Annotated in this window: 25 protein-coding genes, 1 tRNA gene and 2 rRNA genes; 13 read left to right on the forward strand and 15 right to left on the reverse strand. The window is 70.1% G+C overall.

Going from position 1 to position 22,917, the window contains the following annotated elements:
• The 4 genes from E3328_RS11165 to E3328_RS11180 all read right to left on the reverse strand — a co-directional run.
• Positions 1-132, reverse strand: a 23S ribosomal RNA gene (locus E3328_RS11165); the annotation flags it as partial.
• Between the two features lie 257 nt (positions 133-389).
• A tRNA-Ala gene (locus tag E3328_RS11170) sits at positions 390-461 on the reverse strand.
• Positions 462-554: 93 nt separating this feature from the next.
• Positions 555-2,026, reverse strand: a 16S ribosomal RNA gene (locus E3328_RS11175).
• 764 nt (positions 2,027-2,790) lie between these two features.
• Positions 2,791-3,138: a non-histone chromosomal MC1 family protein gene (locus tag E3328_RS11180; protein WP_135364733.1), complete on the reverse strand. Its 348-nt coding sequence runs from the start codon at positions 3,136-3,138 to the stop codon at positions 2,791-2,793.
• Positions 3,139-3,406: 268 nt separating this feature from the next.
• On the opposite strand from E3328_RS11180, the gene E3328_RS11185 reads away from it, so the two are divergent.
• Together E3328_RS11185 and E3328_RS11190 are read left to right on the forward strand one after the other, a co-directional pair.
• Positions 3,407-3,604, forward strand: a complete 198-nt coding sequence (locus E3328_RS11185) for a hypothetical protein (protein ID WP_006882158.1) — start codon at positions 3,407-3,409, stop codon at positions 3,602-3,604.
• Positions 3,605-3,645: 41 nt separating this feature from the next.
• Positions 3,646-4,701 carry a quinone-dependent dihydroorotate dehydrogenase gene (locus tag E3328_RS11190; RefSeq protein ID WP_135364734.1) on the forward strand — a complete coding sequence of 352 codons (1,056 nt, stop codon included), beginning with the start codon at positions 3,646-3,648 and terminating at the stop codon, positions 4,699-4,701.
• 60 nt (positions 4,702-4,761) lie between these two features.
• Here the strand turns inward: E3328_RS11190 and E3328_RS11195 are convergent, their stop codons facing one another.
• The 5 genes from E3328_RS11195 to E3328_RS11215 form a co-directional block, all read right to left on the reverse strand.
• Entirely contained in the window at positions 4,762-5,556 is a 795-nt protein-coding gene (locus E3328_RS11195; protein ID WP_135364735.1) for an ABC transporter permease subunit, read from the reverse strand.
• Positions 5,549-6,487 carry an ABC transporter ATP-binding protein gene (locus E3328_RS11200; RefSeq protein WP_135364736.1) on the reverse strand — a complete coding sequence of 313 codons (939 nt, stop codon included), beginning with the start codon at positions 6,485-6,487 and terminating at the stop codon, positions 5,549-5,551. The genes E3328_RS11195 and E3328_RS11200 overlap by 8 nt, the downstream gene beginning before the upstream one ends.
• A 129-nt stretch (positions 6,488-6,616) precedes the next feature.
• A complete protein-coding gene (locus tag E3328_RS11205) occupies positions 6,617-6,871 on the reverse strand; it encodes a hypothetical protein (RefSeq protein ID WP_135364737.1) in 255 nt (84 codons plus the stop codon).
• Positions 6,872-6,934: 63 nt separating this feature from the next.
• Positions 6,935-7,894, reverse strand: coding sequence for a winged helix-turn-helix domain-containing protein (locus tag E3328_RS11210; protein WP_135364738.1), 960 nt, complete (start codon positions 7,892-7,894; stop codon positions 6,935-6,937).
• A 101-nt stretch (positions 7,895-7,995) separates the two neighbouring features.
• Entirely contained in the window at positions 7,996-9,006 is a 1,011-nt protein-coding gene (locus E3328_RS11215; protein ID WP_209452190.1) for a formylglycine-generating enzyme family protein, read from the reverse strand.
• Between the two features lie 564 nt (positions 9,007-9,570).
• Between E3328_RS11215 and E3328_RS11220 the strand changes: the two genes are divergently transcribed.
• A complete protein-coding gene (locus E3328_RS11220) occupies positions 9,571-9,957 on the forward strand; it encodes a hypothetical protein (RefSeq protein ID WP_135364739.1) in 387 nt (128 codons plus the stop codon).
• Between the two features lie 99 nt (positions 9,958-10,056).
• Positions 10,057-11,049: a DUF7544 domain-containing protein gene (locus E3328_RS11225; protein WP_135364740.1), complete on the forward strand. Its 993-nt coding sequence runs from the start codon at positions 10,057-10,059 to the stop codon at positions 11,047-11,049.
• A 1-nt stretch (position 11,050) separates the two neighbouring features.
• Here E3328_RS11225 and E3328_RS11230 read toward each other — a convergent pair whose 3' ends face one another.
• Positions 11,051-11,608 carry a mechanosensitive ion channel domain-containing protein gene (locus E3328_RS11230; protein WP_135364741.1) on the reverse strand — a complete coding sequence of 186 codons (558 nt, stop codon included), beginning with the start codon at positions 11,606-11,608 and terminating at the stop codon, positions 11,051-11,053.
• A 290-nt stretch (positions 11,609-11,898) separates the two neighbouring features.
• Positions 11,899-12,246 (reverse strand): hypothetical protein, encoded by a 348-nt coding sequence (locus E3328_RS11235; RefSeq protein WP_135364742.1) that lies wholly within the window; start codon positions 12,244-12,246, stop codon positions 11,899-11,901.
• A 225-nt stretch (positions 12,247-12,471) separates the two neighbouring features.
• Here E3328_RS11235 and E3328_RS11240 point away from each other — a divergent pair, with 225 nt between their 5' ends.
• Complete coding sequence (locus tag E3328_RS11240) at positions 12,472-13,899, forward strand: RecJ family nuclease (RefSeq protein WP_135364743.1); 1,428 nt, start codon at positions 12,472-12,474, stop codon at positions 13,897-13,899.
• Between the two features lie 185 nt (positions 13,900-14,084).
• On the opposite strand, the gene E3328_RS11245 is transcribed toward E3328_RS11240, so the two are convergent.
• Entirely contained in the window at positions 14,085-14,942 is an 858-nt protein-coding gene (locus E3328_RS11245) for a DUF7551 domain-containing protein (RefSeq protein WP_135364744.1), read from the reverse strand.
• A gap of 130 nt (positions 14,943-15,072) precedes the next feature.
• Between E3328_RS11245 and E3328_RS11250 the strand changes: the two genes are divergently transcribed.
• The 6 genes from E3328_RS11250 (at position 15,073) to rio1 (ending at position 18,520) form a co-directional block, all read left to right on the forward strand.
• Positions 15,073-15,294, forward strand: a complete 222-nt coding sequence (locus E3328_RS11250) for a hypothetical protein (RefSeq protein WP_135364745.1) — start codon at positions 15,073-15,075, stop codon at positions 15,292-15,294.
• Between the two features lie 184 nt (positions 15,295-15,478).
• Positions 15,479-15,760, forward strand: a complete 282-nt coding sequence (locus E3328_RS11255; protein ID WP_135364746.1) for a hypothetical protein — start codon at positions 15,479-15,481, stop codon at positions 15,758-15,760.
• Between the two features lie 131 nt (positions 15,761-15,891).
• Positions 15,892-16,218, forward strand: a complete 327-nt coding sequence (locus E3328_RS11260) for a DUF5783 family protein (RefSeq protein ID WP_135364747.1) — start codon at positions 15,892-15,894, stop codon at positions 16,216-16,218.
• Positions 16,219-16,311: 93 nt separating this feature from the next.
• Entirely contained in the window at positions 16,312-17,232 is a 921-nt protein-coding gene (locus E3328_RS11265) for a metal-dependent hydrolase (RefSeq protein ID WP_135364748.1), read from the forward strand.
• Between the two features lie 67 nt (positions 17,233-17,299).
• Positions 17,300-17,587, forward strand: a complete 288-nt coding sequence (eif1A, locus tag E3328_RS11270; protein ID WP_135364749.1) for a translation initiation factor eIF-1A — start codon at positions 17,300-17,302, stop codon at positions 17,585-17,587.
• A gap of 72 nt (positions 17,588-17,659) precedes the next feature.
• Complete coding sequence (rio1, locus tag E3328_RS11275; protein ID WP_135364750.1) at positions 17,660-18,520, forward strand: serine/threonine-protein kinase Rio1; 861 nt, start codon at positions 17,660-17,662, stop codon at positions 18,518-18,520.
• A gap of 1 nt (position 18,521) precedes the next feature.
• On the opposite strand, the gene E3328_RS11280 is transcribed toward rio1, so the two are convergent.
• Positions 18,522-19,304: a 23S rRNA (uridine(2552)-2'-O)-methyltransferase gene (locus E3328_RS11280; RefSeq protein WP_135364751.1), complete on the reverse strand. Its 783-nt coding sequence runs from the start codon at positions 19,302-19,304 to the stop codon at positions 18,522-18,524.
• A gap of 231 nt (positions 19,305-19,535) precedes the next feature.
• Between E3328_RS11280 and E3328_RS11285 the strand changes: the two genes are divergently transcribed.
• Entirely contained in the window at positions 19,536-20,450 is a 915-nt protein-coding gene (locus tag E3328_RS11285) for an NmrA/HSCARG family protein (protein WP_135364752.1), read from the forward strand.
• A 6-nt stretch (positions 20,451-20,456) separates the two neighbouring features.
• Here the strand turns inward: E3328_RS11285 and E3328_RS11290 are convergent, their stop codons facing one another.
• Both E3328_RS11290 and E3328_RS11295 read right to left on the reverse strand, forming a co-directional pair.
• The gene (locus tag E3328_RS11290; RefSeq protein WP_135364753.1) at positions 20,457-21,191 is read right to left on the reverse strand and encodes a sporulation protein; all 735 of its coding nucleotides are present in this window, start codon (positions 21,189-21,191) and stop codon (positions 20,457-20,459) included.
• A 54-nt stretch (positions 21,192-21,245) separates the two neighbouring features.
• Positions 21,246-21,821, reverse strand: coding sequence for a PGF-CTERM sorting domain-containing protein (locus E3328_RS11295; protein ID WP_135364754.1), 576 nt, complete (start codon positions 21,819-21,821; stop codon positions 21,246-21,248).
• A 284-nt stretch (positions 21,822-22,105) separates the two neighbouring features.
• On the opposite strand from E3328_RS11295, the gene E3328_RS11300 reads away from it, so the two are divergent.
• Positions 22,106-22,849: a DNA polymerase sliding clamp gene (locus E3328_RS11300; RefSeq protein ID WP_135364755.1), complete on the forward strand. Its 744-nt coding sequence runs from the start codon at positions 22,106-22,108 to the stop codon at positions 22,847-22,849.
• Positions 22,850-22,917 lie beyond the last annotated feature (68 nt).

Raw genomic sequence — 22,917 nt, forward strand, 5'->3', positions numbered from 1 at the left:
GGTGGGGATTCCCATTCGGAGATCCTGCGTTCTTCGCTTCCATGCAGCTCCCGCAGGCTTATCGCAGCTTGGCACGTCCTTCGTCGGCACTCGAGCCGAGCCATTCACCAGGTGGCATAGTAGCCACGTTAGTGGAGGAGGTCCGATGAGGGACCTCCGGATGTGTGGAGATCCGGATGGATCTCCTACGTCGTTGGACTCGATGAACGAGTCCAGTGGACGCCTGGATCGCACGTACACACGGTCTCATCTGCACCCCTGCGGGTGACGCAGTGCGTGCATCGACCCTTCCCATCCGCGTTCGCACGGGATGGTGCATCGGTCTGCGTACTACGATTCGAGTGGCGTGTCCCACTTAAGGGACACGGTTCGAATCGCCGTACGTGACATGGACCCACTGGGATTTGAACCCAGGGCCTCCGCCTTGCAAAGGCGGCGCTCTGCCGCTGAGCTATGGGCCCGTCGTTAGCCCTGGTAGTTCATAGGTGCCCGGCTGCGGGCGGTCGCGGGACGCCAGATAGGTGGGCTGGGGCGACGCCCCAGTCCCGGTCAGTAGGAGGTGATCCAGCCGCAGATTCCCCTACGGCTACCTTGTTACGACTTAATCCCCCTTGCGGAGCCCAGATTCGACTCGGGTATCCGAGCCTCATCCGGACCCCACTCGGGTGATTTGACGGGCGGTGTGTGCAAGGAGCAGGGACGTATTCACCGCGCGCTTCTGACACGCGATTACTACCGAATCCAGCTTCATGAGGGCGAGTTTCAGCCCTCAATCCGAACTACGACCGGGTTTAGGGGATTAGCGCGTCCTCTCGGACTGGCGTCCCACTGTCCCGGCCATTGTAGCCCGCGTGTTGCCCAGCACATTCGGGGCATACTGACCTACCGTTGCCCGTTCCTTCCTCCGCTTTGGCAGCGGCAGTCCTCCTAGTGTACCCAACCACCGCATGGTGTTGCTGGCAACTAGGAGTGCGGGTCTCGCTCGTTGCCTGACTTAACAGGACGCCTCACGGTACGAGCTGACGGCGGCCATGCACCTCCTCTCAGTGGCTCCAGTAAGGTCATCAACCTGACCTTCACTGCACACTGTCGGTGCTGGTGAGATGTCCGGCGTTGAGTCCAATTAAACCGCAGGCTCCTCCGGTTGTAGTGCTCCCCCGCCAATTCCTTTAAGTTTCATCCTTGCAGACGTACTTCCCAGGCGGCTCGCTTCTCGGCTTCCCTACGGCACAGCGCAGGCTCGTAGCCTGCGGCACACCTAGCGAGCATCGTTTACAGCTTGGACTACCCGGGTATCTAATCCGGTTCGAGACCCAAGCTTTCGTCCCTCACCGTCGGGTCCGTCTTCTCGAGGCGCTTTCGCCACCGGTGGTCCGTCCAGGATTACGGGATTTCACTCCTACCCCGGACGTACCCCTCGAGTCCTCCGGCCCCAAGCCGAACAGTTTCCGCTGGACGCCCACGCGTTGAGCGCGTGGATTTCCCAACGGACTTGCACGGCCGGCTACGGACGCTTTAGGCCCAATAAGATCGGCCATCACTCGTGCTGCCGGTATTACCGCGGCGGCTGGCACCGGTCTTGCCCAGCACTTGTTCCTGTACCACCTTACGGTACAGAAAAGCGAGGACTGTATGCCCTCGCACTCGGAGTCCCCCTATCGCACTGTCGTGCAGTGTAAAGGTTTCGCGCCTGCTGCGCCCCGTAGGGCCCGGAATCTTGTCTCAGATTCCGTCTCCGGGCTCTTGCTCTCACAACCCGTACCGATTATCGGCACGGTGGGCCGTTACCCCACCGTCTACCTAATCGGCCGCAGCCACATCCTCTGGCGCCGGAACGTTTCCAGCTCGCGCCACTCCAGGGTACGAGCTGTATCGGATATTAGCCTCAGTTTCCCGAGGTTATCTCCGTCCAGAGGGTAGTTTGGCCACGTGTTACTGAGCTATCTGCCGCGGGTCTGAACCCGCGCGACTAGCATGGCTAAATCGGACTCCGATAGCAATGGCCTCCGGCAGGATCAACCGGAATGTCCCCTGCGAACGCAGGGGGGTTAGGCGGGAACACACTCGATGTGAGTGTGATCTCTATCGCTATCGTGGTCTAGCGTCCGGCGACACGCGGTCACAGACCGGGTGTCACCGAACTACCAGGGCTAACATCAGATCCCATCTGTACGGCGGACCGCAGGGGTGGAATCCTCATTTCTTTCGGACCTCAACGTAGGCCGAGGGAGCATATAACCCCTTCGACATCGCCTCGGTCCGGGCGGTCGGGTTTCGTCGGCCCCGACCGGGCCGCGCTTGCAATCCATCCGAGCGCCCTGTTACACTTAAGGGCGTCGGATCGAGTCCCGTCGAAACCGCACGACGGGAGTGGGACGAGTGCCCAAAGGTCCGGTCGACCGTCCGACCGAACCGGGCGCGTCCCGCGGCCCGGCGGGGGCGTGTGCCCCGCGCCGCTTCGTATCTCAATCGATGGGGGTGATTCACTTAAGGCCGTCGGATCGGTCCCCGCCACGTCATGCGATTTCATGGGACGAAACCACACGAGCGAGCCGCGACCGGTGGCCGGGCGGCGTCGAGTCCCGCGGCTCGCGAGTCGGGTGTCGCGTGGCAGGAGGGCGGCCAGTCATCCCGCGCGTCGCGCGCTCGGTGTGGCCGAGTGGGAGCCACGCGTCCGGCCCTCGGAGTGGCTCCCCTATGTAGTTCACGCACGCGAGCGACGCGGGCGGCCGCCCGGCTGCCCGGACGGGGACCGGCGCCGGAGAGCGTCGAGGAGAACAGCCCGCCGCCTCAAATGTCGTCGAGGTGCTCGACGCCCTGTTTCGAGACGTTTGCCTTCGTGATCTCGTCGACCTGGTTCATCCACACGTCGGAGGGGTCGTCGGCGTCCCACTCGTTCATGTCGACGTCCGGCGGCGACTCCTTCCAGGACCACCCCTCGTAGATGTGGACCTTGTGGGTGCCCTTCTCCCGCAGGCGGATCGACTCCCGGTCGGCCGCCTCCTCGCTGCTGGCCGGGTCGAGCCGCCGCGCCGCCTTCAGTGCCGCCTGCCGGGGTGTGCTCCCCGAGAAGACGCTGTCTTCCTCGCCGTTCTCCGTCCTGAGCGCGAAGTTGCGCTTGTCGCTGTCGGGTGCCATGGATTCGACCGCTCCATGCCAACCCAGCACATGATTCATTATAAATATACCCCCGGATCGGGGCGCGTGCTGGCGATTCGTTTATAAGACGGAGCGTTCGGCCGCGCGAGGGCGGTCGATATCGTCCAGATTTCCGCCCCGAGCGCGAGGAATAAAACTCGCGCGCACGGTCGGTCGCACCGTCGCGGCGAGATCGGCGGGCTACCACGCGAGCGCGCACGGTAGACTTAAGTGCATCCTGCGGCGAAGGGCCGAATAGGATAGCGCGATGGTGCGAAAGAAGAAGCTCAGCCCGAGTGGCGCCAAAGACGAGGACGGCGAGTACCACAACGTCCACATCAACATCCACGAGGACGAGCTGGCCGTCGCCGGCATGGAGATCGGCGACGAGGTGTTCGTCCGGGTCCGCGACAACAAGATCATCATTCAGAAGGCCGACCCGGACGACGTGGAACACGAGTTCTAGCGCCCGGGCCGGTCCCGCCCCCTCGGGGGCGCACCTCACCCATGAACGCCTACGACATCGCCAAACCACTGTTGTTCTCGCTCCCCGCCGAAACCGCCCACGCCCTCGGCCACGGGGTCGTCAGCGCCGCCGGTACGGCGCCGCTCGACCGCGCCATCGCCCGCCACTACGCCGTCGACGACCCGCGACTGCGCGTCGACGCGCTGGAGTCGTCGTTCCCCAACCCCGTCGGCGTGGCCGCGGGCTTCGACAAGAACGCCGAGGCCGTCCGCGGGCTGGCCGCGCTGGGCTTCGGCTTCGTCGAGGTCGGCGGCGTCACCGCCGTCCCGCAGTCGGGCAACCCGCGCCCGCGGATGTTCCGCCTGCGCGCCGACGACGCCGTCATCAACCGCATGGGCCTCAACAACGACGGCGCCGCGACCGTCGGCGAACGGCTCCGCGCCCTCGACGCGCCCGTCCCCGTCGGCGTCAACATCGCCAAGTCCGAGCACGTCGACACCGCGGGGGCGCCCGCGGACTACCTGGCCACCTACGAGGAGGTGGCGGCCGGCGGCGACTTCTTCGTCGTCAACGTCTCCTGCCCGAACTCCCAGGGCTTCGAGGAGTTACAGAATCGCGAGGCGATGACGGCGATCCTCACCGAACTGCAGGACGCCGGCGCCGCGCCGCTCCTCATCAAACTCTCGCCGGACCTGCCCGAGCCCGCGGTCGCGGACACGCTCGACCTGGTCACCGAACTCGGGCTGGACGGCGTGGTCGCCACCAACACCTCCACCGAGCGGCCGGACACGCTGGAGAGTCCCAACCGCGTCGAGACGGGCGGGCTCTCGGGCGCACCCATCGAGGCCCGGGCCACGGAGATGACCCGCTTCGTCGCCGAGCGCGTCGACGTGCCGGTCGTCGGCGTCGGCGGCGTCGCCACCGCCGAGGACGCCTACCGGAAGATCCGCGCCGGCGCCTCCCTGGTACAGCTGTACACCGCCTTCCTCTACCGCGGCCCCGCCATCGCCCGGGAGATCAACCGCGGCCTGCTCGACCTGCTCGAACGGGACGGCTTCGACTCGGTGACCGAGGCCGTCGGCGCCGACCTGGACTGACGGAACGAGCGCCGACGCGGCGACCGAACGGTCCCCCGCGCGGACCGGGCGGAGTCCCGTTCACTCGATGTCTTTCCGCCGGAAGATCGCGACTGCGAGCGCGACCAGCGCCAGCGTCGCGACGGCGAGGACGGCGGCGTCGCCGAGGGCGTACTCGCTCTCCCGCAGGACGGCGTTGGGGTCGACGTACCGGGTCGGGGAGACGGCGCCGACGGCCTCGAAGTCGGTGTCGGTGACCAGCGACTCCGCGAAGAACAGACCGACCAGCGCGCCGGCGGCGACCCGCTGGGCGACCCCCGCGCGGTCGAAGACCACGGAGGCGACGAGCCCGAGCGCGGCGCAGGTCGTCAGATACGGGACCGAGAGGAGGTGGACGGCGGCCACGTCGACGGCGGGGACGGGGTAGTCGACGGCGGCGGTCGCGGCGACCACGACGACGGGAACGACCGTCGAGAGCGCGACCAGCGGGACGGCCAGCGAGGCGAACGATTCGAGGACGACCCGCGCGCGCGAGACCGGCAGCGAGAGGAGCATGTCCATGCGCTCGCGCTCCACGTCGGCGGCGATCAGCGACGCACCGGCGTAGGCGAAGTAGATGCCGACGACCAGCAGCCAGCCGAACGTGTACAGCTCCGAGGCGAGATACCCCTCCATGGTCGCCAGCGACTCGACGCCGAACGCCTTCGAGAGCGCCTCGGGGTAGGCTTCGAGCAACTGGTCGATGTCGGCCCCGAGGCTCTCGGCGAAGGTCGGGTAGACGAAGACGTACAGGAGTGCGAACCCGGCGAGCGCGGCGGTCGCGGCGGCGGCCCCGCGGACGCGGTGGCGCCCCTCGTAGCGGGCGATCTCAAGCATCCTGTCCCCCGTAGAACCGCATGAACACCTCTTCGAGCGGCGCCTCCTCGACGTCGAGGTCGAGGACCCGCCGCTCGCCCAGCGCCGCGATCAGCTCGTTCACGTCGCCGGTGAAGGTGAACGTGCACTCGGTGACGGCGCCGGCCCTCTCTCCGTCGCCGTCGCGTTCGTCGGTTCCACCGTCGGTCGTGCTGCACGAGGCGTCGTGGACCCCCTCGATATCGAAGGCGGCCGGGCCCACGTCGCCCGCGACGCGCACGCGGACGAACTTCCCCGTGCGGTGGAGCAGGTCCTCGATCCGTTCGGTCGTCACGAGCCGACCCTCCCGGAGGATGGCCACCCGGTCGCAGACCCGACGGACCTCGCTGAGCACGTGCGAGGAGAGGAAGACGGTGAGCCCGCGCTCCTGTTCGGCCTCGACGAAGTCGTTGAACGCCCGCTGCATGAGCGGGTCGAGGCCGGCGGTCGGCTCGTCCAGCACGACCAGGTCGGGGTCGTGCATGAACGCCTGGACGAGCCCGAGCTTCTGGACGTTGCCCGTCGAGTACTCCCGCACCGTACGGTCGACCGGCGGGTCGAACCGCTCCAGCAGCTCCTCGCGGCGCTCGTCGCCCTTGATCGACGCGTGCAGGTCGAGGATCTCCCGGCCGGTGACGCCCTCGTCGAAGGCGGGGTTCGCGGGGAGGTAGCCGACCCGCCGCTTCGCCGCTATCAGGTCGGCCTCGTCGGTCACGTCGTGGCCCAGGACCGTCGCCCCGCCCGCGGTGGGGGACTGGAACCCCATCAGCGTCCGGATGGTCGTCGTCTTCCCGGCGCCGTTGGGGCCGAGGTAGCCGAACACCTCGCCGTCCTCGACCGCGAACGTCACGTCGTCGTTGGCGAGGACCTCGCCGTAGTCCTTGGTGAGTCCCTCGACTTCGAGTGCGGCCATGCCCCCGACTCGACGGGCAGGCACAAATAGCCTCGCCGCGGCTCGACGGCCGGAGTCCGGGGCCCCGCGGGCCGAGCGGGACGCCCCGTCGGCGAGCGGCCGCCGTCGGTCAGCACCTGTCGCCGGAAGTCAGCACCCGCCGACGGAGCCGCGCCGGCGCAGGTACGCCAGCAGCGTCAGCTGGACGTACAGCAACACGAGAGCGACCGGGGCCGCCGCCAGCGCCGAGTGGAAGTCCGACAGCGGGAGCCACTCGACGACGGTCGTGCCGACGGCGATCGTGATCCCGCCGACGTACAGCAGCGGCGAGGCCGTCATCGACTTCGCCTCTGCGAACAGGTCCGCGAGCCCGTCCGGGTCGGAGTCGACACCGTTCGTTGCCATACGCGGTTCTACCGCCGCCGCCCACTTGGGCGCTCGGCGAACGGGATTTCTATTCGCGCGCTGTCAGTCTTCGCGGACCGACACCTCGCCCGACCCGTCGACCGAGACGGCGAGGCGGTCGCCGTCGAGGGCGACCTCGACGTCGACGCGGAGCGGGTCGCGCTCGACCACCTCGACGGTTTCGTCGTCGGCGACGAAGGCGGGCTCCCAGACGTGGCGGTCGTCGAGGGGGCGGTCGTGGCGGCGGTAGAAGGCGGCCACGGCGGGGTCGACCAGCAGGCAGAAGCCGACGGGGCCGACGAGACGGCCGCCGCAGGTCTCACAGCGGACGCGCAGCCCCGGGACCGGGCGGGCCGGCTCGGGGTCGTCGCGCTCGGTGACGACCGCGGGCTCGACGGGCGCCGAGCACTTCGGGCAGACGCCGGCGAGGCCGCGCTCGATGGCCTGGCGGGCGTGCAGCTCGGCCAGGGAGACGATCTCCGGGAGCGTCGCGTCGGCGGCCGCCGCGGGCGGGAGGCTCCAGGCGAACAGCGAGTGGTCGTCCGGGCAGGAGACCGCACAGCGGCCGTCGCGGTAGACCGCGACCGCGTCGGCCCCGCACGCCGAACACTCGCTGTCGATCGGTTCGGGCCCCAGGGTGCCGCCGTGGGTGTAGGTGCCCGCGAGGATGGCCGCGACCGTCTCGACGCCGGTGACGGTCAGGCGATAGCCGCCGTCGGCCTTCCGGACGAAGTTGTCCCGGAGCTCGTTGAGGTGGTAGCGAAAGCGCCCGGAGTCGCGGACCCCCACGCGCTTGCGCAGGTCCGCGAACCCCACCGACTCGACCGCGCGCTCGCGGTGGGCGGTCGCGAGTTCCCGGAGGATGTCCACCCGCAGCGGGTCCGACAGCGCCGCGAACGCCTCCGCGGGGTCGACGCGCCGCTCTGCGACCCCGCCCTCGTCTCCGCCAGTGGGTCCACGCGACTCGCCGACGCCGGTGACCGCCTCGGACCCGTCCGCGTCGTCACCCGCCGGCGGCGTCACGGCCGCGACCCTCCCGTTCCAGTCCCGCGCATGGGCGACCGTTCAGTGGCGACGGGTACAAATCCATCGGCCGCTCCGCCGGGCCGGGCTCCGGCGACCCGTCACGCGGCGTCGACGACGCAGCGGAAGCCGATGTTGCCCGTCGAGCTGTCGGGCTCGTTGTGCGACCGGGCGGCCAGTCGATAGCGGTTGCACCACGACTCGTGACAGAGGTGCGACCCGCCGCGGGTCACCCGCTCGTCGCCGTCGTCGGGCCCGGTCGGGTTCGCCGGGTCGTAGGCCGCCGTCGTGTGGTGGTCGGCGTCGAACCAGTCCCGGCACCACTCCCAGACGTTGCCGCAGACGTTGAACAGCCCGAACCCGTTGGGCTCGAAGGCGTCGACCGGCGCGGTCGCGCGGTAGCCGTCTTCGGCCGTGTTGCGCTCGGGGAACTCCCCCTGCCAGACGTTACAGCGGTGCTCGCCGCCGGGCTCCAGTTCGTCGCCCCAGGGGAACCGGGTGCCCTCGCGGCCGCCGCGGGCGGCCCGCTCCCACTCGGCCTCGGTCGGCAGGCGCTTGCCCGCCCAGTCGGCGTAGGCCGCGGCGTCGCGGTGGGAGACGTGCGTGACCGGGTGGTCGAGCAGGTCGTCGGCGACCACGCTCGAACTCGGGCCGTAGGGGTGGAACCAGTCGGCGCCGGCGACGGCGACCCACCAGTCCGCGCCGGGGACGCGCTCGCGGACGTGTTCGCGGTCGGCCGCGGCCACGAAGCCCTCGAAGACGAACGACCAGCCGAACCGCTCGGCGTCGGTGGTGTGGTCGGTCTCGCGGACGAACGCCAGGAACTCGGCGTTCGTGACGGCGTGGCGGTCGACGTAGTAGGCGTCGGTCCGCACCTCGCGGGCCGGCCCCTCGCCGTCCTCCGGGAAGCCCACGTCGGAGTCGGTGCCCATCCGGAAGGTCCCCGCGCCGACCCGGACCATCCGGTCGGCCCGCGGGTCGTCGTCCGTGGCGGGTTCGGTGCGCCACTCCTCGTCCGGCGAGTCGGTGGTGACGGATCCGGAGTCGTCGGTCGCAGTCGGGTCGTCGGCCCCGCGTCCGGGGCTGCAGCACGCGCGGTCGTCCTCGCTCACGCACCCGCTTCGAGCGGCGCCGAGGAAACGGTTTGGGTGCGACGAGTTGTCAGATGGGCGTCGACGGCTGCGGGAGGTGAGACGACAGCAACCGCAGACGGCAGCGAGAGAACTACCGCAAACAGCGTGAAAGCCCCCGCGTGCCCCGGTCGCGCGCCTCGCTGCGCGCTTCACTCGCTCCGCTCGCTCCAGTGCTTACGTCGTCGTGCTTCCCGGAGCACGCGGCCCCTTTCATTCCCGCCCGCGTCGACCGGTCGGTCAGTCTGTGCGGGCGGGAATGAAAGGGGCCGCCGTCTCGACGAACCCGGCCGATGCAAGCACCGCAGGCCGAAGGCCGAGGAGCGCAGCGAGGTCGTCGGGCGGCTGCGCCGCCCGGCTGCCCGAGGGACCTTCGGTCCTCGCTGCCCGGGAGTCGAGACGGCGGGGGCTTTCACGCTGTTCGCGGTTGCGGTCGGAGTTCCCGAGCTGTCGACGAGGATGCCGGATTGCGAAGTCCCCACTTTGCGAGCGGATTCGGCCACACCTAGGCGTGGATTTAATTGCGCAGGGGGCATGGTGGCGGACATGGACATCCGGGACGCAGTCGAGGCGGACGCGGACCGGCTGGCGGAGCTCACGGGGTCGCCCCAGGACGTGATGCGCAACCTCGTCCACGACCGGACCGTCCGGGTCGCCGCCGACGAGGAGGCCATCCAGGGGTTCGTCAGCTACGACGCGCGCGAGGAGACGGTCCACGTCACGCAACTCGAAGGCACAGAGGACGTGCGGGACCGCCTGCTCGAAGAACCGATCCGCTTCGCCGATTCGGAGGGGATGGCCGTCGAACTGCTCGTCCCGGAGGACGAGGGCGGCACGCGCGAGTCGGCCGAGACGGCCGGCTTCGAGCGGACCGGCACCGGCCCGACCTTCGAGGGCCAGCCCACCGTCCGCTACCGGCTCGACCCGAACTAGCGGGTCGACCCCGTCTAGCCGCGGACTACCGGAATACGGTCCCCGTACGGTTCGCTACCCGACGCATACTTTTGCCCCGGTCCGGCGTGGGAACGGGTGATGACGCTGGCCGCGCTCGACCGGATCGACGACGCCTATCGGGCCACCAGCGGCTTCCTCCGCCCCGTCGACCGCGGCCGGTGGCTCCGGCTCGCGCTGATCGGGCTGTTCGTCGGCCTGCCGACCGCGGCCGGGAGCGGCGCTCAGTGGACCACCCCCGCGAGCGACCCGACACCCGGACCGGGACCGACGCCCGGCGGACCGGCGGACGTGCCCACGGCGGTCTGGGTCGCGGTGGCCGTCGCGGTCCTCGTCGCCGTCGCGCTCGCGCTGGCGTTCGCGCTGGTCGGGTCGGTCATGGAGTTCGTCCTCTACGAGTCGATCCGGCGGGAATCCGTCTCGATCCGTGCCTACTGGCGGCAACATTTCGGCCGCGGACTGCGGCTGTTCGGATTCCGGCTCGCGGTCGGGCTGGCGGTGCTGGTCGCCGTCGCCCTCCTCGTCGGCCTCGTCGCCCTCGGCGTCTACGCCGCGAACGCGGTGGCGTCGACGCTCTTCCTGGCCGTCGTGTTAGTTCCGGTCGTCCTGGTATTGGCGCTGGTCGCCGGCGTCGTCGGGAGTTTCACGACCGCGTTCGTCGTGCCGGTGATGCTGGCGACCGAGTGCGGCGTCCTGACGGGCTGGCGGCGCTTCTGGCCGACGCTGACCGGCGAGTGGCGGGAGTTTCTCGCCTACGCCGTCCTGGCGTTCGTCCTCGGCATCGTCGGGAGCGCGGCGGTAGGCGTCGTCGTCGCGTTCGCCGCCGTCGTCCTGCTTCTCCCCGCCGCGCTCCTCGGGGCGCTGGCGTTCGCGCTGTTTCTCCTGTCCGAACCGCTCGGGGTCGCCGCGTTCGTCGTCGTCGGGCTCCTGTTCGCCCTCGCGGTCGTCGCCGTCGCCGCGGTCGTTCAGGTGCCGGTCGTCGTCTACCTGCGGTACTACGCGCTGCTGGTGCTCGGCGACGCGAACGGGGCGTTCGACCTGATCCCCGAGCAGCGAGCGGCAGTCGGCGACTGACTCAGGCGGCCGCGTCGCCCTCCTTCGTCCAGCGTTTCTCCACCTCGCGGTTGGCGAGCACCACCGTATCGCCGTCGTCGAGTTCGAAGCGGCTCTTGCGGAGTTCGATCGCCCGTACCGTCCCGGTCATCGACTGGGTCGTCACGCGGTCGCCGGGGTTGAAGTCGGGGTCGCGCAGGAGGTAGACGCCGGCGACGGCGTCCTCGATCATGCTCGACAGGGCGTAGGAGACGCCCAGCGCGAGAAATCCGGTCGCGGTGCCGAGGCTCGCCGCGATGGCGCCCAGACCCACGATGTTCAGGAGGACGAGCGCGGCGCCGAACCAGAGGAAGACCCCGATGATCGTCGTCCACAGCTGGGCGATCAGGTCCTGCTCGCTGGGGTAGATGCTGCGGAAGAACCGCCGGACTATCGACAGGACGACCCGGATCGCCACGTACGCGACCGAGACGAAGACGATCGCCATGACGAGCTTGGGGATCGCGTCCGAGAGCGCGGCCCCGAGTTCGTTGCCCGTCTCGGTCGCGAGGTCGACGGCAAACTCGACTGGCGTCTGCATAGCGACCCCATTGGACCGACGGTCCAAGAGTGTCGGGGGCGGTTCGACCCGAAACGAGGGGCGAAGCGACGGCAGAGCGGCGCGGTGCCGTGGCGGTGGTGGGCGGTGGCTGTGCGGTCGCGGTTAGCAGTGGCGAGGCGGTAGTCGAACGTCCGGCGCGGAGCGCCGGTTCGCCGGACGCGAGCGAACGAAGTGAGCGAGTCGTCCGGTTTGTTCACCCATGTTTTTGCCGCCCGGGTTCCCGCAGCGCGCCCAAGGCGCGCGAGGAAACCCGGGTGGGAAAAAGATGGTCACAGGAACTCGCGGACCTCCGAGTACCACATGTCGTGGTGGTCCTCGGCGCCGACGGCGCGGGCGATCCGGACGGCGATGGCGTGCCAGCAGAGTTCCTCGGGGTCGTCGTCGTCGAGGTTGTACTCGGCGTCCTTGCAGTCACAGGAGTCGTCCTCGATCACGTACTCGTCGTCGTGGCCGACGACGACGGTGAAGTCGCGGTACTCCTTGACGCGCCGCTCGGAGACCGCGTCGATGGCGCGCGCGCCGCGCTCGCCGTGGAGGTCGAGGATCCGGTCGACGGCCTCGGGGGTGAGTTCGCCCCGGTCGGCGAGCGCGGCCTCCCAGCGGTCGACCGCGTTCACGATACTGACGGTTGGAGATACCCGAACTAAACAGGTTCGGTGCGACGAGGAGCGCAGGCCGGAAACCGCACCACAGCGGCGCCGTGCTCGCTCTCCCGAGCGTCGGCCACGCGTCGGACGTGCGGCAGACACCCCGGGACGACGGCCGGGACGCCGGGGAACCGTCGGGGGGCGGCGGCCGGACACCCGGACCCTTAAACCCGAAGCCGCGATAAGAACGGCTCGATGAGCACGACCGGGCCGGTACCCGACCTGGCGGACCGTGCGGCCGCCTGCGCCGACAGGCTGCTAGACAGCGACGGACTGTTGCTGGCGTCGCACATCGACGCCGACGGGCTGACGAGCGCGGCCGTCGCGTCGACGGCGCTGGAGCGGGCCGGCCTGGACTTCGAGACGGTGTTCAAGAAGCAGCTCGACGAGACGGAGATCGCGACCATCGCCGCCCGCGAGTACGACACCGTCCTGTTCACCGACTTCGGGAGCGGACAGCTGGACGCCATCGCGGCCCACGAGCGGGCGGGGGACTTCGAGCCGGTGATCGCCGACCACCACCAGCCCGCGGAGGCCGAGACGGAGTACCACCTCAACCCGCTGCTGGAGGGGATCGACGGCGCCTCTGAACTGTCGGGCGCGGGCGCGGCGTACGTCCTCGCGCGGGCGCTCGCGGAGCGGGGCGACCAGTCCGCGGACAACCGCGACCTGGCGGGGCTGGCGGTCGTCGGCGCCGTCGGCGACATGCAGGCGGTGGGCGGCGAACTCGTCGGCGCCAACCGCGGCATCGTCGAGGAGGGCGTCGCGGCGGGCGTCCTCGCCGAGGGGACCGATCTGTCGCTGTACGGCAAGCAGACCCGGCCGCTCCCGAAGCTGTTCGAGTACGCGACCGAGGTGCAGATCCCGGGCATCTCCGGCGACGAAGCGGGCGCCGTCCGCTTTCTCGAAGACCTCGACGTGGACCTCAAGGACGCCGGGGAGTGGCGGACGTGGGTGGACCTGACCGACGGGGAACGGCAGACGGTCGCGAGCGCGCTGGTGCAACACGCCGTCCAGCGCGGCGTCCCGGCGAAGAAGATCAACACGCTCGTCGGGACGACCTACGAACTGGTCGACGAGCCGCGGGGGACGGAACTGCGCGACGCCAGCGAGTTCTCGACGCTGCTGAACGCCACCGCCCGCTACGAGCGGGCGGACGTGGGGCTGGGCGTCTGTCTGGGCAACCGCGAGGGAGCCCTGGACCGCGCGCAGACGCTCCTCTCGAACCACCGTCGCAACCTCTCGGAGGGACTGGAGTACGTCCGCCGGGAAGGAGTCACTCACGAGGACAACCTCCAGTGGTTCGACGCCGGGGAGGCCATCCGCGAGACCATCGTCGGCATCGTCGCCGGGATGGCGCTGGGGACCGACGGCGTCGCCGCGGACAAGCCCATCGTCGCGTTCGCCCGGAAATCGGAGGATGAGACGAAGGTCTCGGCCCGCGGGACGGGGACGCTCGTCCGCGAGGGGCTGGACCTGTCGGCGGTGATGGGCGAGGCGGCCCGGTCGGTCGGCGGCGACGGCGGCGGCCACGACATCGCCGCCGGCGCGACGGTCCCTGCGGGGGAAGAACAGGCCTTCGTCGACGCCGCCGACGACATCGTGGGTGACCAGACCGGCTGACCCGCGGGAGACCGTCTCGCCCGCTCTCCGACCGTCGCGGAGCCGTCGGCTCGGCGGTCCGGTGCCAGATTCGTATAGCCGAATAGAATTTATCGCGGCGAAGTGGGTGACGGTCGTCGGGCGGGGAGAGCGGCGCGAAACGCGGCGGGAAGGCAGTGAGAGCGGAAAAAGAAGCGGAACGGCGGTCAGCCGTCGACCGGGGCGGCGGTGTCGAGCGAGGCTGCGGCCCCGCCGGCCGGGGAGAGGGCGATCCGCCAGCCGTCGTCGACGGGGGTCGCGGACGTGGCGACCCGGGGCCGGCCGGCGGTGCGGCGGACGGTCTCGACCGAGAGCGGGAGCGTCGGGAGCCGGCCGTCGCGGGGCCGGAGTTCGTAGCCGCGGACGGTCACCGCGCGCGGGCGGTCCCAGTGGCCGTCGGCGAGCGCGAAGCCGTCGACCAGCCCGACCGAGCGGAGGTGCGTGAGCGCCGCGCGGACGGGCCGGGCGCTCCCCTCGACCGCGGGGAGGTGTGCGGTCGCGCGCTGCAGGGCCTCCGCCCGCGCCGGGTCGGGGAGCCGGGAGTCGAGTTCGGCCGCCATCGTCGCGAGCAGTTGCAGACAGAGCCGGTCGCGGTCGGGCGTCCGCTCGGCGGCCGCGAGGTACTCGTCCATCACCGCGCGCTCGACGCCGCCGTGGTCGCTGGCCGACAGCGCCTCGAACACCGCGCCCGCCAGGTCGTGACAGTACGCGACCAGCGCGCGCTGTGAAGGCGACTCCGCCGCCGCCGGCGGGAACGACCACGCGCGGTCGCCGGCGGGGTCGGCGTCGGCCTCGCAGACCACGAAGTCGTACCACGGCGCCCGCGGGTCGTACCGCCGGAGCGTCGCCCGGTAGGCGTGGGCCACGCGGACCGCCTGGACGGCCGTCTCCCGGTCCGGAAACCGGCGGCCGTCGACGGGCACCGGCCGCTCGCCCGTCCGCCCGCACTGCACGTAGTACTCCCCCGAGTCCTCGGCGAGTTCCTCCAGCTCCGCCCTGATGTCGGTCAGCGTCCGTCCGATCATTTAGGCTGGCCTAAAACCCCGGAGTACATAACAGGGGGTGGTTTCCGACGGCGGGAGTGCGGGGTGTTCGGACCGGGGAGCGAACGGCGGGCCGTGAGGTCTATGGGGGCAGGTGTCGAGTATCCCGTCGATGGCAGTCGCCGAGCGCGACGCGTTCGACCTGGCGCTGGTGGCGATAGCCCTGGTGCTCGTCGTCGGACCGGCGGTCGGCGCTTCGAACCCCGCGGCGGTCGTGGGACGGGCCGTGAGCGCGGTCACGTCGCTCGGACCGCTGACCTACCTGTTCCTGCTCGGCGTCGCCGGCGTCCTGTTCGCCGCCTACGCCGTGCTCTACCTGCCGAACACGCAGTGAAGACGGTCTCGTGGCCGGATCGCCGTTCGGCCCCCGTCCAGAGTCACCCGTCGACCGCCCAGGCCGTAAACCCGATATCGATATACGGAACGGCGGGTGTACGGATCTCGAAGGAGACGATGGAGCGCGGTCGAGACGGAGGCGGGTGACACATCTAAGTACGAGAGGCGCTAGCTGTGGGCGTATGGCGACAGAATCGGGGCGGTCACTGACAGACGACGGGAAGCTGCTGTTCGGCGCGGGGTTCGTGTTCGGCGTGATGGTGACGCTGGTCATGCTGGGCGTCGTGGCGGCTGTCGTCGCCGCGAACGCGGGCGGGCTGACGACGACGGCCGTCGCCGCGCTCGTCGGCGGTGTCGTCTTCGCCGGGATCGTCGGGAGCGGTCTGTTCCTGCTGGCGTTCCCGGAGAACCGCACGCGGATCCCCGTCGACGACGTGGACTTCGGGATCGGCGACGAGGAGTGAACGGACCGCCCGGGAGGGGCCGTCCGAGCGCGAGCGAGCGGCCGGAGGCGGCCCGGGCGAGCGGCCGGAAGGCAGCGCGAGCGAGCGCCGAGACGGACGACTTTTGTCGGCGGTGGTCGTGGTCTCGGGCAATGGCCGAGTTCGACCCCGAGAAGTTCGAGGACAAGTACGCGAACTACTTCACCGAGCTGCAGCGCGCCTACAAGGGCGCCTTCGAGACGATGAACGACCGCTACGACTCGGAGCTGATCCACGCCATCGACCAGCAGATCCTCGCCGAGAGCGAGCCGTTCTACGAGGGCGACGGGCAGTTCCGGATCGAACTCCCCGAGGACCCCCACGAGCGGCTCTCCGGTGTCCTCGTCGCCGACGACGAGAAGGTCGAGACGATCCTGGAGCGGTACGTCGAGGAGATCGAGGCCGAGATCCGGTCGGTGTTCGGCTTCGACGGGGAGTGACCGCGTCTCGACGGCGATAGCCGCGGCTCCTGACGGGCGTGTGCGACCGGTTCTCGCGGGACACTTATCTCCGCGCGCGGCGAAACAGGCGTGATGTTCGTCGGCCACGCCTGTCTCGCGTTCGCGGTCGCCGCCGTCGGCGCCGACCGCCTCGGGTGGTCCCGCGAGCGCGCGCTGGGGGTGGCCGCCCTCGCGGCGCTGTTCGCCACCCTGCCCGACGTGGACGTGGTCTACGGCCTGTCCGGGCTGGTCGCGCCCGCGGCGGGCGCGGGGCCCGTCCCCGTCGAGTCGTTCTGGGCGGCCGGCAACCGCGTCCACCGCGGGGTCACCCACGCCCTGCCCGTCGCCGCGGTCGTCACCGCCGCCGTCTGGCTCGGCGGTCGAACCGGGATCCCCTCCCGAGCGGCCGGCGCGGCGCTGCTCGCGGGGCTCGTGGCGCTCGTCGCTGCCGTCGGGGGCGGGCTCGCCGCCGCGGTGGCGGCGCTGTTCGTCTGCTGCGTGGGCGCGGTCGTCGTCCTCGCCCGTCGGCGGGGCGTCGCGCCCCGGGTGCTCGCGGGCGCGGCGCTCGTGGGCCTGTTCACCCACCCGTTCGGCGACCTGCTCACCGGCGAGCCGCCGGCCCTGCTGTACCCCTTCGAGGCGACGCTGGTCGCCGAGCGGGTCGTCCTCTCGACGGACCCGACGCTGCACCTGCTCGGCGCGTTCGGGGTCGAACTCGCGACGGTCTGGCTGGCGCTGGCCGCCTACTTCCGGATCTCCGGCGAGCGGCCGACCGCCCACGTCGACCGCCGGGCGGTGCTGGGCGTGGCCTACGCGGGCGCGGCGCTCGCCCTCCCCGCGCCCACGCTGGAGGTGTCCTATCACTTCGTGTTCAGCGTCCTCGCCGTGGGGGTCGTCGGGGTCGCGCCGCCGTCGCCCGACCGGCTCCGGACCTGGCGGGCCGGCGTGACCGCGCTCGCGGCGGTCAGCCTCGCCGCCGTCGCCTACGCGGCCGTCTACCTGACGGTCGGCTGAGTCGCGCCGCGAGCCGCCGTTCCCGATCCTGCAAAAGTTAAAACGTCTCCCGAGACAACGGACGGGTATGAGCGACAACGAGGGCCGAACGGACCTGCGGATGCCGGACGACGACGAGGTGTTCGCCGTCGTCACGGAGATGCTCGGGGCGAACCGGGTGGAGGTACGCTGCATGGACGGGACAAACCGGACGGCGCGCATCCCCGGCAAGATGCAAAAGCGCATCTGGATCCGCGAGGACGACGTGGTGCTCGTCGAGCCGTGGGACTGGCAGGACGAGAAGGCCGACATCACGTGGCGCTACGAGAAACAGCAGGCCGACCAGCTGCGCGAGGAGGGACACATCCAGGAGTAGCATGGCGGACGACACTACCGCCGGGCGCGCACACCCTCTCTTCTCCTCGCGCGCCGGGCGGGACCGCTGACCATGCCGGAGTACCGCCTGCTCGACACCGACGAGGCCGAACACCCGGGCGACGAGTTCGAGGAAGTCGAGATCGAGGACACCGAGGCCGACCGGATCGCCCGCAAACGGGACCGGGAGTTCAACGAGTTCCGCAAGCGCATCAAGGACACCGAGCAGTTCAAGGTCGAGGACTCGGTGTTCGACGACGCCACCTTCGGCGCCCTCTACAAGCTCGTCCAGGACGGCCACATCGTCGCCTTCGGCGGCCCCATCTCCACGGGGAAAGAAGCCAACGTCTACACCGCCCTCGGCGACGAGGACACCGAGGTCGCCGTCAAGGTCTACCGGATCAACGCCTCCGACTTCACCGACATGCGGGGCTACCTCGACGGCGACCCGCGCTTCCGGGGGATCGGCTCGGACAAGAAGAAGGTCGTCCTCGCGTGGGTCCGCAAGGAGTTCGCCAACCTGAAACGCGCCCGCAAGGCCGGCGTGCTCGTCCCCGAGCCCATCGCCGTCGAGCGCAACGTCCTCGTCATGGAGTACCTCGGCACCGAGGAGGGCCGCGGCAAGCGGCTCTCGGAGGTCAACCTGGAGAACCCCGAGACCGCCTGCGAGGTCGTCGCCGAGTACATGCGACGGCTCCACGACGCCGGCCTCGTCCACGGCGACCTCTCGGAGTACAACCTCGTGGTCCACGGCGACCACATCTACGTCATCGACCTGGGCCAGGCGGTGACGGTCCACCACCCCAACGCCGAGGAGTTCCTGGATCGGGACTGCGAGAACGTCGCCGCCTTCTTCGGCCGCCAGGGCCACGACGTGACCGCCGACGAGCTGAAGTCCTACATCCTCGCGGACGAGGGCGACGCGGCGTTCTAGGTCACTCGGCGGGCTGGGCGAACGCGTAGTTCGGCTTCACGTCGTCGACGCGGACCTCGACGGTCTCGCCCTCCTCGACGCCGGAGACGAACAGCGTGAACCCCTCGACCTTCGCGATCCCGTCGCCCTCGCTCCCGACGTCGACGATCTCGACCTCGACCGTGTCGCCCTCGCGGACCGGCGCCGTCAGGTAGCCCTTGGCGACCAGGTACAGCTCCGACGAGGACTCCCGGGAGGCGTCGGGCCGGACCTGCCGGACGTACTCGAACTCCGCTTCGATGTCGGCCTCCAGATCGGCCAGGTCCTTCCCGTCGAACACCTTCACGGCGAGGTCGCCCCCCGAGTCGAGCACGCGCTCGGCCACCTCGAACGCCTGTCGCGCGAGGTGGACCGAGCGGGCGTGGTCGAGGTCGTAGTCGCCGGTCATGTTCGGCGCCATGTCGGAGATCACCACGTCCACGGGCCGGTCCTCGCCGTCGGCGCCGACGCGCTCGACGACCTCGTCGATGGTCGAGTCCTCGGTGAGGTCGCCGCGGACGTACTCGACGTTGTCGGCCTCCAGCGGGTCGATGCGCTGGCGGTCGACGCCGACGACGGTCCCGTGTTCGTGGACCTCCTCGGCGGCGACCTGGAGCCACCCGCCGGGGGCCGCCCCCAGGTCGACGACGGTGTTCCCGGGGCCGAACAGGCCCGCCGTCTCGTCTAACTGTTTGAGCTTGTACGCCGAGCGGGCGCGGTAGCCCTGCTGTTTGGCCTTGTTGTAGTACTCGTCCTTGCCGCTCATCGCCCGCTCACCGCGTTGCGTGGCCCCCCGAGTGCGGGTCGGGCCGGCGAAGTCTCGCTCATAGAGGAGGTGACGCCGTCGAAGCGGAAAGGGCCGTCGGATGCGGCCGCCGCCGCGTCGAGGGCCGTCCGACCGGGCCCCGAGCTCCCCGGTGACATCGATGTCATCCGGTATCGTGTACGACGCCTGAAAGATATACGTGCGGCGGCCCTACCCCAGTACGACGAACCAATGACTGACGACACCACCACCGTACTCGTAACAGGAGCGACAGGAAACCAGGGCGGCGCGGTCGTCGACCACCTGCTGGCGAGCGACGAGGGCTTCGACGTGCGCGGGCTGACCCGCGACGCGACGAGCGACACCGCACAGGCGCTCGAAGACCGCGGCGTCACCATGGTCGAGGGCGACCTGAACGACCCCGAGAGCCTCCGTGGCCCCGTCGGCGACGCCGACGCCGTCTTCGCCGTCACCAACTTCTGGACGCAGGGCTACGACGCCCAGGTCGAGCAAGGTAAAAATCTCGCGACGGTCGCCGACGAGGAGGGCGTCGAGCACTTCGTCTTCTCCGGCGTCGGCAGCCACGACGAGGACACCGGGATCCCCCACTTCGACTCCGCCGACGAGATCGCCCAGCACGTCCGCGACACCGACCTCGACTGGACGGTCCTCAAGCCGGTCTTCTTCTTCGAGAACCTGGAGGCGTTCGCCGAGGACATCGTCGAGGACGGCCAGCTCGCCCTCCCGCTCGCGGAGGGCGTCGGCCTGCAGATGGTCGGAAACGACGACGTGGGCCACGCCGCCGCGGTCGCCTTCGAGCGCCCCGAGGAGTTCGTCGGCGAGGCGATCGACCTGGCGGGCGACGAGAAGACCCTGGAGGAGACCGCCGCCGTGCTCTCCGAGGTCACCGGCGTCGACGTCGAGGCGGTCCACGTCCCCATCGAGGACGCCTACGAGACGTTCGGCGAGGAGTTCACCGTCATGTGCGAGTGGTTCAACGAGGTCGGCTACAGCGCCGACATCCCGGCGCTGGAGGAGCGGTTCGGCTTCGCGTTCGACGACCTGGAGACGTACCTCCGCGACAGCGGCTGGGAGGACAAGGACGGGATGGCGTCGGTCCCCGGCTGGGTCAAGGCGATGCAGTAGGGCGGCCTACACCAGCCGCTCGATAGTCCGGCGGAGCTGGTCGCGGGCGGCGTCGGCGTCGACCGCCGGGAGCGCGAAGCTGGTCTTGCGCTCGTCGGCGTCGGCGAGTTCGCTGAGCAGGCCCGCGCTGCGGTCGACCTCGGCGTAGACGGTCAGCGCCTCCGGCGAGGGGTCGAAGACGAGTTCGAGCTCGTCCAGGTCGCCCCGGAAAGGTCCCCCGGAGGGGCGGAACTCGAACTCCTGGACGAACCGCCGGTCGGTGTAGCGGCCGTACGGGTCGGCCTCGCAGTCGGCGGTCCGGAGGGACAGCCCCAGGTCCTCCGCGGCGTCGAAGACCGTCTCCATCCGCTCGGTGGGACGGACCTCCAGGGGGTCCTCGTCCTCCGGGTCGACCGCCATCCCGATCTCCAGGTCGGTGTCGACCCAGACGGCGGCGTCGCCCATCGTCAGCGGCGTCGCGTAGGGAATGTCCAGCGTCGTCCCGTAGCTCGTCTCCTCGCCGGGTTCGACCGTGAACCCGTCGGTGAGATGCAGGCGGTCGACGGTCGTCTCCTCGTAGCCCTCCTCGCCGCGGTAGCGGGTCTCGACCTCCAGTTCGATCCGGTCGACGGTCTGCTCGGCCTCGCCGCCCTCGACCCGCACGACGGCGTCGACCGGCTCGCCCGGCCGGACGGTCTCGTTCTCCAGTACCGTGTCGACTGTCGCGTTGCCGATGCCGACTGACGCGAGGATCTTCTTCATCCTGCCCGACACTTCCGGCGGCTCGATACAAAAACGTACGGACGCGGGGAGGGCTCAGTCGTCGCCGCGACGGCGGAGCAGGGCGCCACCGCCCAGGAGGCCGGCGAGCGAGGCCAGGAAACCGAATCCGGGGCCGTCGCCGGTGGTCGTGGTCCCCAGCTCCCTGGGTCGCTCGTCCTCCTCCACGTCGGCGACGGGGCGATTGGTCGCCTGCTGGCCGGGGCCGGCGCTCACGTCGGAGCGGCCGATCTGTTCGAGGACGACGCCGACGAAGTCGCCGTCGCAGCGGTTGAACCGGTTGATGAGGTACAGCTGGCCGGGCAGCACCTCGACGGAGCCGCCGATGTACAGCGTCGTCGACGCCTCGGGGGTGTCCCCCTGCTTGCGGTTGATGACTGCCGCGTCGTAGGCGAGCATCTCGTCGGGCGGCCAGGTGTCGCTGCCGGGAGGGACGCAGCCCTCGGCGACCCGGCTCTGGGTCGGCGAGGTCGACCCGCCGACGTGGATCATGAACCCGGCGAGGTTGTCGTTCTCCCACCGCGTGACCTCCGGGATGACCGCGGCCTGGGAGATCTGGGCGGAACCGACGCCGCTCGTGCTCGCGAGCGCGCCTGCGCCGACGGTGCCCACGCCGGCGATCGCGGCACTGCGCAGAACGCGCCGGCGGGAGAGGACCGGTCGGGAGTCGTCGTCGCTCGGCGGAGCTCCGTCGGTCGACTCTGGGCGGTCATCCGCGCGTGGGAGTGGCGCCATACGGTTCCGGTAGCGCAGTGAACCGGCTAAGACCGGTGGGTGCATTCGCAGGCAGCCGCGGCGGACGGTCCCGACCCGCCGAGACCGCACCACGCGGCCACGCGCGGGCTCGCGGGCAAAGAAGGGACTTTTTAACGGATGGGGGCGTAGCCGCGGGCAAGATGTTCAACGCCATCGTGAGCGCGGACACGCTCCGGACGACACTGGACTCCGTGAGCGTGCTGGTGGACGAGTGCAAGATCCACCTCGAGGAGGACGGGCTGGAGATCCGGGCGGTCGACCCCGCCAACGTCGGCATGGTCGACCTGGAGCTGTCGGCCTCGGCCTTCGAGTCCTACGAGACCGACGGCGGCGTCATCGGCGTCAACCTCTCCCGGCTGGAGGACATCGCCGGCATGGCCGACGCCGACCAGCTGGTCCACCTCGAACTCGACGAGGAGACCCGGAAACTGCACATCGCCATCGACGGCCTCGAGTACACGCTGGCGCTCATCGACCCCGACTCCATCCGCCAGGAGCCGGACCTGCCCGACCTGGACCTCGCGGCGGAGATCGTCATCGAGGGCCGGGACATCGACCGCGCGGTCACCGCCGCGGACATGGTCTCCGACCACATCGCGCTGGGCGTCGACGACGCCGACGAGTACTTCTACGTCGACGCGGAGGGCGACACCGACGACGTCCACCTCGAGCTCACCCGCGAGGACCTCATCGACCTGACCGCCGGCCCCGCTCACTCGCTGTTCTCGCTGGACTACCTCAAGGACATGAACAAGGCCATCCCGAAGGACGCCGAGGTGCGGATGGAGCTCGGCGAGGAGTTCCCCGTCAAGATGCACTTCGACATCGCCGAGGGCGAGGGCCAGGTCACGTTCATGCTCGCGCCGCGCATCCAGAGCGAGTAACCCGTCCGCGCTCCGCCGTTCTGCCGTCTCTTTCAGCCGGCCAGCGACCGCTGACACGCATCCCGCGG

This window comes from Halosimplex halophilum (assembly GCF_004698125.1).
GTDB lineage: Archaea > Halobacteriota > Halobacteria > Halobacteriales > Haloarculaceae > Halosimplex > Halosimplex halophilum.

What these genes read in the sequence shown, in the direction of transcription:
- E3328_RS11180 (WP_135364733.1), bottom strand. Translation starts at nt 3,138, where the DNA reads ATGGCACCCGACAGCGACAAGCGCAACTTCGCGCTCAGGACGGAGAAC.
- E3328_RS11185 (WP_006882158.1), top strand. Translation starts at nt 3,407, where the DNA reads ATGGTGCGAAAGAAGAAGCTCAGCCCGAGTGGCGCCAAAGACGAGGAC.
- E3328_RS11190 (WP_135364734.1), top strand. Translation starts at nt 3,646, where the DNA reads ATGAACGCCTACGACATCGCCAAACCACTGTTGTTCTCGCTCCCCGCC.
- E3328_RS11195 (WP_135364735.1), bottom strand. Translation starts at nt 5,556, where the DNA reads ATGCTTGAGATCGCCCGCTACGAGGGGCGCCACCGCGTCCGCGGGGCC.
- E3328_RS11200 (WP_135364736.1), bottom strand. Translation starts at nt 6,487, where the DNA reads ATGGCCGCACTCGAAGTCGAGGGACTCACCAAGGACTACGGCGAGGTC.
- E3328_RS11205 (WP_135364737.1), bottom strand. Translation starts at nt 6,871, where the DNA reads ATGGCAACGAACGGTGTCGACTCCGACCCGGACGGGCTCGCGGACCTG.
- E3328_RS11220 (WP_135364739.1), top strand. Translation starts at nt 9,571, where the DNA reads ATGGACATCCGGGACGCAGTCGAGGCGGACGCGGACCGGCTGGCGGAG.
- E3328_RS11225 (WP_135364740.1), top strand. Translation starts at nt 10,057, where the DNA reads ATGACGCTGGCCGCGCTCGACCGGATCGACGACGCCTATCGGGCCACC.
- E3328_RS11230 (WP_135364741.1), bottom strand. Translation starts at nt 11,608, where the DNA reads ATGCAGACGCCAGTCGAGTTTGCCGTCGACCTCGCGACCGAGACGGGC.
- E3328_RS11240 (WP_135364743.1), top strand. Translation starts at nt 12,472, where the DNA reads ATGAGCACGACCGGGCCGGTACCCGACCTGGCGGACCGTGCGGCCGCC.
- E3328_RS11245 (WP_135364744.1), bottom strand. Translation starts at nt 14,942, where the DNA reads ATGATCGGACGGACGCTGACCGACATCAGGGCGGAGCTGGAGGAACTC.
- E3328_RS11250 (WP_135364745.1), top strand. Translation starts at nt 15,073, where the DNA reads ATGGCAGTCGCCGAGCGCGACGCGTTCGACCTGGCGCTGGTGGCGATA.
- E3328_RS11255 (WP_135364746.1), top strand. Translation starts at nt 15,479, where the DNA reads ATGGCGACAGAATCGGGGCGGTCACTGACAGACGACGGGAAGCTGCTG.
- E3328_RS11260 (WP_135364747.1), top strand. Translation starts at nt 15,892, where the DNA reads ATGGCCGAGTTCGACCCCGAGAAGTTCGAGGACAAGTACGCGAACTAC.
- E3328_RS11265 (WP_135364748.1), top strand. Translation starts at nt 16,312, where the DNA reads ATGTTCGTCGGCCACGCCTGTCTCGCGTTCGCGGTCGCCGCCGTCGGC.
- eif1A (WP_135364749.1), top strand. Translation starts at nt 17,300, where the DNA reads ATGAGCGACAACGAGGGCCGAACGGACCTGCGGATGCCGGACGACGAC.
- rio1 (WP_135364750.1), top strand. Translation starts at nt 17,660, where the DNA reads ATGCCGGAGTACCGCCTGCTCGACACCGACGAGGCCGAACACCCGGGC.
- E3328_RS11280 (WP_135364751.1), bottom strand. Translation starts at nt 19,304, where the DNA reads ATGAGCGGCAAGGACGAGTACTACAACAAGGCCAAACAGCAGGGCTAC.
- E3328_RS11285 (WP_135364752.1), top strand. Translation starts at nt 19,536, where the DNA reads ATGACTGACGACACCACCACCGTACTCGTAACAGGAGCGACAGGAAAC.
- E3328_RS11290 (WP_135364753.1), bottom strand. Translation starts at nt 21,191, where the DNA reads ATGAAGAAGATCCTCGCGTCAGTCGGCATCGGCAACGCGACAGTCGAC.
- E3328_RS11300 (WP_135364755.1), top strand. Translation starts at nt 22,106, where the DNA reads ATGTTCAACGCCATCGTGAGCGCGGACACGCTCCGGACGACACTGGAC.